Below are 1,212 nucleotides of genomic sequence, written 5' to 3'. Positions count from 1 at the left end.
TGAAGTAACGCCAGCGTGGAGGTTTTACCGCAGGTGCCGCGGTCTTGGCCCTTTGCGCCGCAGCCCTCGGGCGCGCTCATTTGGCACTGATGACAGAACATCTCTAGATTGTCGCTCATAGAAATCCTTTATAAAAAATTTAGTTGGTAATTTTAAGATTTTATTTAGGAAAAAAAATTGATTATAATCAATAAATGGCTAAATTTTATCAAATTTATTTACAAAATGAGAATTTTAAATTTTATAAATTGCTTCAATTCCACTCGTAGCAGCAATACGACTACTTAAATTTAGATATAATGCGCGGAATTTCAAAAAACGGATAAGTAATGAAAGAGGAGTTAAAATGGTTAGCGAGCAAGGTTTCTAAATTATATAAAAGCGGTAGTCCAAAAACGTTATGAAAATTCTACATGCGAGTGATCTACATTTCGATAAAGCTAAATTTGATCGAATTTTAAGCTTAGAATTTGACATTTGTTGCATAAGCGGCGATCTGATAGACACAAAACAAAAAGATATCGTAGGACAAAAAGCGTGGGTGAAGCGGTGGTTAGAAAATTTTAAAAAGCCTATCTTTGTATGTAGCGGAAATCATGACGTGAGTGAGTCTGGCGACGTTTCTTGGATACGAGCGTCTAATATTTATGCGGATGGCGATATTAAGATGCTTGAGGGTATTAAATTTGGCTGCGCCCCTTATCTCTGCGCGGATATTTTGGATTTTGCAGAGTGCGACGTGCTACTTACGCATATTCCGCCTGCACATACGCAAACGTCCATAGAGCGCGGCAGAGATTTTGGTGATAAAGAGCTTTTTCGAGTGCTAAAGCACGGACTTTTAAAAGCAAAAATAATCCTTTGCGGACACGTGCATAATCCGCTTTTAGATATTGATAAAATCGGCGATTGCACGATTTATAATTCAAGTCTGAAGCTTAATATTTTAGAAATTTAGCTTTAAAATTTCAAATAAATTTATAAAATTCTAATGGAAATTTCATAATAGCGAAGTGTGGTATCATTGCAAAATGTTCGGCATTAACGAATTTTATCCTGCTTGCTATTGATAGAGCGTTTTGCTTGTAGCGAGCCAAAATTTAGCTTTTAATCAGAATCTCTTTGAGTAATTCAAAATCGCTTTCATTAAATCCGTAAATTTCTACTTCGCATTCTTTTTCTGCGTCTAAATTTTGTTTGAAAAAGCGTTTA

The 1,212-nt window shown here is 35.8% G+C and carries 1 protein-coding gene; it reads left to right on the top strand.

Going from position 1 to position 1,212, the window contains the following annotated elements; translation table 11 throughout:
* Positions 1–400 precede the first annotated feature (400 nt).
* Positions 401–958, top strand: coding sequence for a metallophosphoesterase (locus Q0277_RS10005; protein WP_297997684.1), 558 nt, complete (start codon positions 401–403; stop codon positions 956–958).
* Positions 959–1,212 lie beyond the last annotated feature (254 nt).

Source organism: uncultured Campylobacter sp., assembly GCF_938030815.1.
GTDB lineage: Bacteria > Campylobacterota > Campylobacteria > Campylobacterales > Campylobacteraceae > Campylobacter_B.
Note: the sequence above shows the minus strand (reverse complement) of the source record. Positions and strands in the feature narration are given on the sequence as shown.